This window comes from Chloroflexota bacterium, from assembly GCA_026713825.1.
Classification (GTDB): domain Bacteria; phylum Chloroflexota; class Dehalococcoidia; order Lucifugimonadales; family UBA1127; genus UBA1127.
In genome coordinates this window covers 71,050-77,733 of sequence record JAPONS010000081.1, presented here as the reverse complement: position 1 = coordinate 77,733, position 6,684 = coordinate 71,050, and the positions used below count along the sequence as shown (strand labels likewise).

The 6,684-nt window shown below is 66.2% G+C and carries 7 protein-coding genes; 6 read left to right on the top strand and 1 reads right to left on the bottom strand.

The genetic code is table 11. The features are described from left to right. The first annotated feature begins 311 nt into the window (after window positions 1–311). The 6 genes from OXC99_10820 to OXC99_10795 all read left to right on the top strand — a co-directional run bounded on the left by OXC99_10820 (window position 312) and on the right by OXC99_10795 (window position 5,848). On the top strand, window positions 312–938 hold the full coding sequence (locus tag OXC99_10820) for a hypothetical protein (protein ID MCY4625475.1): 627 nt from the start codon (window positions 312–314) through the stop codon (window positions 936–938). Continuing rightward, window positions 905–1,291 (top strand): hypothetical protein, encoded by a 387-nt coding sequence (locus OXC99_10815; GenBank protein MCY4625474.1) that lies wholly within the window; start codon window positions 905–907, stop codon window positions 1,289–1,291. Before OXC99_10820 ends, OXC99_10815 begins: the two co-directional genes overlap by 34 nt. Window positions 1,292–1,585: 294 nt before the next feature. After that, on the top strand, window positions 1,586–2,557 hold the full coding sequence (locus tag OXC99_10810; protein ID MCY4625473.1) for an ornithine cyclodeaminase family protein: 972 nt from the start codon (window positions 1,586–1,588) through the stop codon (window positions 2,555–2,557). 120 nt (window positions 2,558–2,677) lie between these two features. Next, window positions 2,678–3,895, top strand: a complete 1,218-nt coding sequence (locus OXC99_10805; GenBank protein ID MCY4625472.1) for a hypothetical protein — start codon at window positions 2,678–2,680, stop codon at window positions 3,893–3,895. A gap of 183 nt (window positions 3,896–4,078) precedes the next feature. Then, the gene (locus OXC99_10800; GenBank protein MCY4625471.1) at window positions 4,079–5,098 is read left to right on the top strand and encodes an amidohydrolase family protein; all 1,020 of its coding nucleotides are present in this window, start codon (window positions 4,079–4,081) and stop codon (window positions 5,096–5,098) included. 3 nt (window positions 5,099–5,101) lie between these two features. Then, on the top strand, window positions 5,102–5,848 hold the full coding sequence (locus OXC99_10795) for a hypothetical protein (protein MCY4625470.1): 747 nt from the start codon (window positions 5,102–5,104) through the stop codon (window positions 5,846–5,848). 70 nt (window positions 5,849–5,918) lie between these two features. Here OXC99_10795 and OXC99_10790 read toward each other — a convergent pair whose 3' ends face one another. After that, the gene (locus tag OXC99_10790) at window positions 5,919–6,674 is read right to left on the bottom strand and encodes a hypothetical protein (GenBank protein ID MCY4625469.1); all 756 of its coding nucleotides are present in this window, start codon (window positions 6,672–6,674) and stop codon (window positions 5,919–5,921) included. Window positions 6,675–6,684 lie beyond the last annotated feature (10 nt).

The window sequence follows — 6,684 nt, the reverse complement described above, 5'->3', positions numbered from 1 at the left end:
GCCTGCGCAGGAGTGACGGGTAGGGGGGCGGGGGAATGACGAGTAGGGGGCGCAGGGCGGGGACTCCGAGAGACTTGGTGCGGGTGGACCGCGGGGTTCCCGCCTGCTGGCGGGACGGGCGGTTCGCGAACCGCCCCTACGAATCCGAGCGGGGCCTGTTTGCCGGGGTTCCTGCCTGCGCAGGAACGACGGTTGGGGCGAGAACGGCCGGTGAGGACGGCCCCGCCACCCCTGGATCCCGGCCCCGTATCGGGGTACGGAGCATGCCTTCGCCGGGATGGTGGTTGGGTTAGGGGACAAGGAGGCAGTGGATGGAGCAGCTTCCGCGGGGGGCGCAGTTTCAGCGGAGCAAGATGCTGTGGGAGATTGCGCTGGGGATTGCGGGGGACCCGAACATCCGGTACTACGAGGACCGGGATGTGTCGATCGTCATCGGGAACGGGAGCGGCGAGGCGTTCACGCCGGCGCTACGGATGGCGCCGGGGTCGCCGGCGCTGGCGCACGCGGTGGCGCGGGGCGACCTGGACCTCGCCTTCGTGAACCCCTCGGCGATGCTGACGCAGGCGTACCGGGGGACGGGGCTGTACAGCGAGCCGCTGCCCGTGCGCGTTATCGCGTCGTACCCGTCGTACGACCGGTTTGTGGCGGCGGTGCAGCCCCGGCTGGGGGGGACGTCGCTGGCGGGGATCGCGGGGCGGGAGGCCGGGCCGCGGGCGGGAAGCCGGCGCTGCGGGTGTCGGTGCGGGAGGACGCGACGCACTCGACGCGGGCGCTGCTGGACCAACTGCTGCCGATGTACGGCTTCACGCTGGACGACTTCGTGTCGTGGGGCGGGAGCCTGCAGCTCAACGGGCCGCCGGGGGACGCTCGACGGCTGGCAGGGATCCGCGACGGGAGCATCGACATGGTGTTCGACGAGGGGATACCGACGTGGCTGAACGTGGGGCTGGAGAACGGGCTGCTGCCGCTGGAGCTGGAAGAGGACGTGATGGCGGGCATGGAGGCGATCGGCTGGCGGCGGGTGGCGCTGCCCAAGGAGCGGTTCCCGCTGCTGGCGCGGGACATCGTGACCATCGACTACAGCGGGTGGCCGCTGTACACGCGGGAGTCGCTGCCGGAGGAGACGGCGTACAAGGTGTGCGCGGCCATCGCGCAGCGGGCGGAGTTCATCCGGTGGGAGGAGAGCTACACGGGCGTCGGGCAGCTGGGGCAGGAGACGGAGGCGACGCCGCTGGACGTGCCGCTGCACCCGGGGGCGGAGCGGTGGTACCGGGAGCATGGGTATCTGTAGTGGGGAGTGGGCTGGCTGTTGCGACGAATGTTTCTGGTGTCGAGGTCAGGTTCCCGCTGCGGCGGGACGGGCGCTTCGCGAAGCGCCCCTACGATGTGGTTTGGGCTGGCCAAGATGGATGTGCTTGTAGGGTGAGGGTCCCGCTGCGGCGGGACGGGCGCTTCGCGAAGCGCCCCTACGATGTGGTTTGGGCTGGCGGAGACGAGTGTGCTCGTAGGGTGAGGTTCCTGCCCCCGTATCGGGGTACGGGGCATGCTTCGCAGGAACGACGGGTGGGTTAGTAGGAGGCTTGGCATGGCGGTACACATCGATAACGAGCAGGTGCGGGAGCTGCTGCCTATGGGTGAGTGCATCCAGGCGATGGAGGACGCGTTTCGGCACGAGGGGGAGGGGCTTGGGGGGAGTTTGGTGCGGCAGACGCTGTTCTATCCGGGCGGGCGGCAGCGGTTGATGATCGGGAGCTCGCCGGGCTTCGACACGTACGGGTTCAAGACGTACGGCGGCGGCGTGAACCTGGTGCTCGCGTTCTCCACGAGCGAGAACAGGCTGGAGGCCATCGTCGAGAGCCGGGTGCTGAGCGAGATTCGGACGGGGGCGGTGGCGGGGCTCGCGACGAAGCACATGGCGAACGAGGACGCGAGCGTCATCGGCATCGTCGGGAGCGGGCTGCAGGCGAAGGCGCAGGTGGAGGCGATCTGCCTGGTGCGGCCCATCACGAAGGTGAAGGTGTACACGAGGACGGCGCCCAACCGTGAGGGTTTTGCGGCGGAGCTGCGGGACGACCTGGGGCTGGACGCCGTGGCCGTCGAGACGGGGGAGGCGTGCATCAGCGGGTCGGACGTCATCGTGACGGCGACGGGGTCGCGGGAGCCGGTGTTCGCGGCGGAGTGGCTGTCGCCGGGGGCGCACATCAACGCGATCGGGGCGACGACGCCGGGGCGGCGGGAGATCGACGAGCACACGGTCGGGCGGTGCGACGTGGTCGTCGTGGAGAGCGTGGCGCAGGCGAAGGTGGAGTGCGGCGAGCTGATGCTGGCGGAGGACCGGGGCACGTTCCAGTGGGCGCAGGCGGTGGAGATGAAGCACCTGGCGCTGGGGCTGGCGGGAATGCGGCCCGGCCCGGAGGCGATCACGCTGTTCAACGGGCTGGGCGTGGCGATGGAGGACACGGCGGCTGCGGGCGTGGTGCTGCGGAAGGCGAGGGAGCGGGGCATCGGCGTGGAGCTGCCCATCGAGGTGCGGGGCGGCGGGGGGCGGGTGCGGTAGGGTGGCCGTTTAGCCCCGTAGCCCTGCGGGATCTCGCACCGCCCGTTCGTGCTGAGGGAACCCGCCGTGGATTGCAAGCGTTCCATCGTAAGAAGGCGGGCTTGAATTGGTGATGTTCTCTTGAAACAGGTTGGTGTACAGCGCGCAGTGTGGGCTGGGTTCGCGCTGCTGATAGCCGGGGCGCTGGCGCTGGCGTTCTTCCTCAATGGGGCGCAAAGCACCTCGGACGACTGCTTCGGCGGGGCATTGGCTGGGGACGCGATCCACTGCGAGGTCTTCGAGTGGGCCCACAAGACCGGGGTCATTGAGGTGGACGCGGTCTATCGGGCGGGGAATGCGCTGTACATCTACCTGACCCAGAGCGAGCGCCTGGACGACGCGGCGTTGCAGAAGATGCTGGGCAAGTCCCAGGAGGTTGCCCGCAGGACGGGGGAGCATGACTGCGTGCTGGAGTCCCTCCTGTGCGGCAGCGGGGAGTTGAGCGCCGAACAATTAGACATACCAGGATTCATTTTGCCGAAATCGTCGGTGTATCAGACCATTAAGCTGTTTCCCGGGGGCGCCGAGGCGCGGCGCTCCTCCCCGGGGTGGCGGGCGTTCCGGGAGTTCTGGCCCGAGGCGGATGAAGGGGCCGGCGGGTCGACGGGAACAGAGGGCGACTTTGACATCTCCGGAGTCGATAGGACCACCTTCCCAACCCTCGCCGGGAACTGTGACTCGCTGGTCAAGGACGACTCACGCATCAACAACGCTTGTTCGATGTGGGATACCTACCCTAGCCTGCGGGTGGCAAACATAAACTTCCGCACATCGGACGAAAAGGTGTATTACTATGTGAAGGCGAGTGTTGGAGAAGAGGAGACGAAGATCGCGGCGGCAAAGGCGGCGCTGCTGCGTGCCCAACCGCAAGACTTTACTGAGACTAACTTGGTAGTGGTCGCCGTTCCCCACGACTTTGAGGAGCTGTGGCGCTGGTCGCTGGTGCTTGACCGCTTCGCCAACAGTTCCGGCAACACCCTGGGCATTACGGATGTTGAACTGGGCTTCAACACCTTGGAGGGGCGCAACAAGGACCGGAAGTACGTGTTCCCGTTGGCGGACGCCCCGGACCTCGCCGGCTATATTGAGGAGAACGATGGTTTCTCGGACGGCGCCCGGTGGAGGCTGATCATCCACGTGGTGACCCTGGACTTCGAGGGGACCGTCGCCGGGCTGCCCCGGCTGTTGCGGCAGTTGGAGATCCCCGAAACCGCCGTGGGGCTAATCTATGAATTGAAGTACGACAACGTCGGACGGGGACAGCCCGTGCCTGGACCGGAGATTGGACTGGGAGATTAACCAGGCAGCCGTGACGTGTCTGGCGCTGGGGTGTGGTTCTTCGGCCTGAAATCCTGCTGGGTCAGGACTGTGGCGAGGCATCTCATGGCTCCTTGGTCAAGGGTGAGGACGCAGTCAGGACGAACGGGTCCGCGTTGGCAACCGCTGTAGTACACTGCACCCACACACCACGGAGGGACACCCATGAACATTGACGCCCACGCGCATATCACCGGCCCCGTCGAGTACTACAACTACTTCCGGTCGCTATCGAGCGGGTCCGGGGCGCTGCCTCGGCCGTCGGCGCCGGAGATCTCGGACGAGCGTATCGAGGAGAGCTTGATCCCGCACATCGCAGAGGTGTCGGAGGTGGGGACGGACGTGCAGATCGTGTCGCCGCGGCCATGGGCGGTGCCGACGGGGGACCGGCGGGAGGGGGTGGTGCTGCGGATCACGCAGGGGGTGAACGACATGATCGCGCGGTGCGTGAAGCTGCACCCGGAGCGGTTTGTGGGGACGTGCGCGATCCCGCAGGCGGCGGGGCAGCCGATCTCGTTCTGCATCGAGGAGCTGGAGCGGTGCGTGACGGAGCTGGGGATGGTGGGGCTGAAGATCAACCCGGACCCGGGCGAGGGGTCGCTGGAGACGCCGCACATGGGGGACGAGTACTGGTACCCGCTGTACGAGAAGATGGTGGAGCTGGACGTGCCGGCGCTGGTGCACGGGGGGCCGTTCCGGTTCTCGCGGGAGCCGGAGCTAGGGTACTTCGTGGAGGAGGAGGCGGTGGCGGCGTGGGCGCTGATCCGGTCGCCGCAGGTGTTCCGGGATTTCCCCAATCTGAAGATCATCATCGGCCACGGGGGCGGGTACATCCCGTTCCAGGCGGGCCGGGGGCGGGCGTTCCGGATGAACTCGCAGGTGCGGGAGCCGGAGGCGAACTGGGAGAGTTTCGACGAGTCGATGCGGCGGCTGTACTACGACACGGTCCTGTACGACGGGGAGGCGATGGAGCTGCTAATCAAGGTGGTGGGCGTGGACCGGTGCATCTTCGGGACGGACAAGCCGGCGAACGGGTCGGTGAAGGACCCGGCGACGGGGCGGGCGCTGAACGACACGAAGCAGTACATCGACCGGATCGAGTGGTTGAGCGACGAGGACCGGCACGCGATCTTCGAGGGGAACGCGCGGCGGGTGTACAGTCGGATGCAGGTTCCGGCGGCGTAGCGGATGGTGCGAGTTGCGCTGACGCTTGCGGCGGCGCTGGTGCTCCTGGCGGCCTGTGGAGACGAGGCTGCGGACCCGGAGGAGGCTGCTGTCTCCGCCACGCCGGACGCCACTGCGCCGGCCCGTGTGCCGGAGGCGGCCGCTCCCTCCGCGACGCCGGATGTGGAGGGGGACGCGGGTGCGCCGGAGCCGGTTGCGGCCGCGGCCCTGGCGGTGCTGGCGGAATCGGTGGGGGCGGCGGAGACGGGGGTTTCGCTGGACAGCGCGACGCCGGAGCAGTGGTCTGACGCGAGCCTGGGATGTCCGCAGGAGGGGTTTGGCTACGCGCAGGTAGTGACCCTTGGCTACCGGCTCCTCTTTTCCTACGAGGGCGCGGTCTACGCCGTGCACACCAACGTCGACGGCTCTCACGCGGTGGTGTGCGAGGACACGGAGGGGCCGCAGGCAGACACCCCCTTTGTGGCGCCTGAGACGGAGGTGAGCTCCGGGGCGCCGGAGCCGGTTGCGGCTGCGGCCCTGGCGGTGCTGGCGGAATCGGTGGGGGCGGCGGGGACGGCGTTTTCGCCGGGCAGCGCGAAGGCGGAGCAATGGTCTGACGCGAGCCTGGGATGTCCGCAAGAGGGGTTTGCCTACGCGCAGGTAGTGACCCTCGGCTACCGGCTCCTCTTTTCCTACGAGGGCGCGGTCTACGCTGTGCACACCAACGTCGACGGCTCTCACGCGGTGGTGTGCGAGGACGGCGCGGGGTAGCTTGCCCGCAGTGCGGGTGGCAGGGATGGGGTGCCTCCTGCTGGCCAAAATTCAGGCAAGATCGAATTGCCTAGCCAGAATCCTGGGTGATCGCTTCGCACGGCCCTAACGAGAGCCCGCCAATAAACACTTGGCCATCGAATAGGGTGACATCGACCCACGAGGACATGAAACGGGCAGGCAACTTCGTTTCCGGGGAAACCATAACTCGATAGGTGTCGGGCCAAGCGTCACCCCAAGCCCGCGCATCAAAGTAGTCATGCCCAAGGTCGACTATAAGCACATTCCCTCTGAAACTGACTCTCATCTCACTTTCACGGTCGAGGCCCGACAAAACTTCCAGAAACATACGCCGGAAGATTCGGGCTTCTTCTCTGGCGATGAAGCATTTGGGGCTACTCTCATATGCCTGTCGTTCCGACTCAACAAACCAATCTGGCAGGGGCATAAGCTTATTCCGGAATTGCCGAAGAGCATACCTGGCATATGCTGCTGCTTGTAACCGGTCCACATCTAGGAAACCTGAAACCCGGGCGCTGATGAAGTGCAAGTTTGGGTGTTGGTAGGTGACGGCGCGGAAATTGATTACGTGAGTTAAGCCACTCATGGTGCCGATGGCGAACAAATCGAAGGAATCGAACGGATAATACAATGCTATTGCCTCTTCTGAAACGAAAAAATGGTCCTCCACAGACCTCAAGATTGAGGGGTCGGTAATCGCTACTCCGCACCGTGGTGTTTGCTGTCCTTGTTCCCAGTGCACGAAGCCGAGTTCAACGAGGGATTCCAGGAATCGCCAGCCCTCAGTGTGGTCCTGAACGTACAAAATTACACCT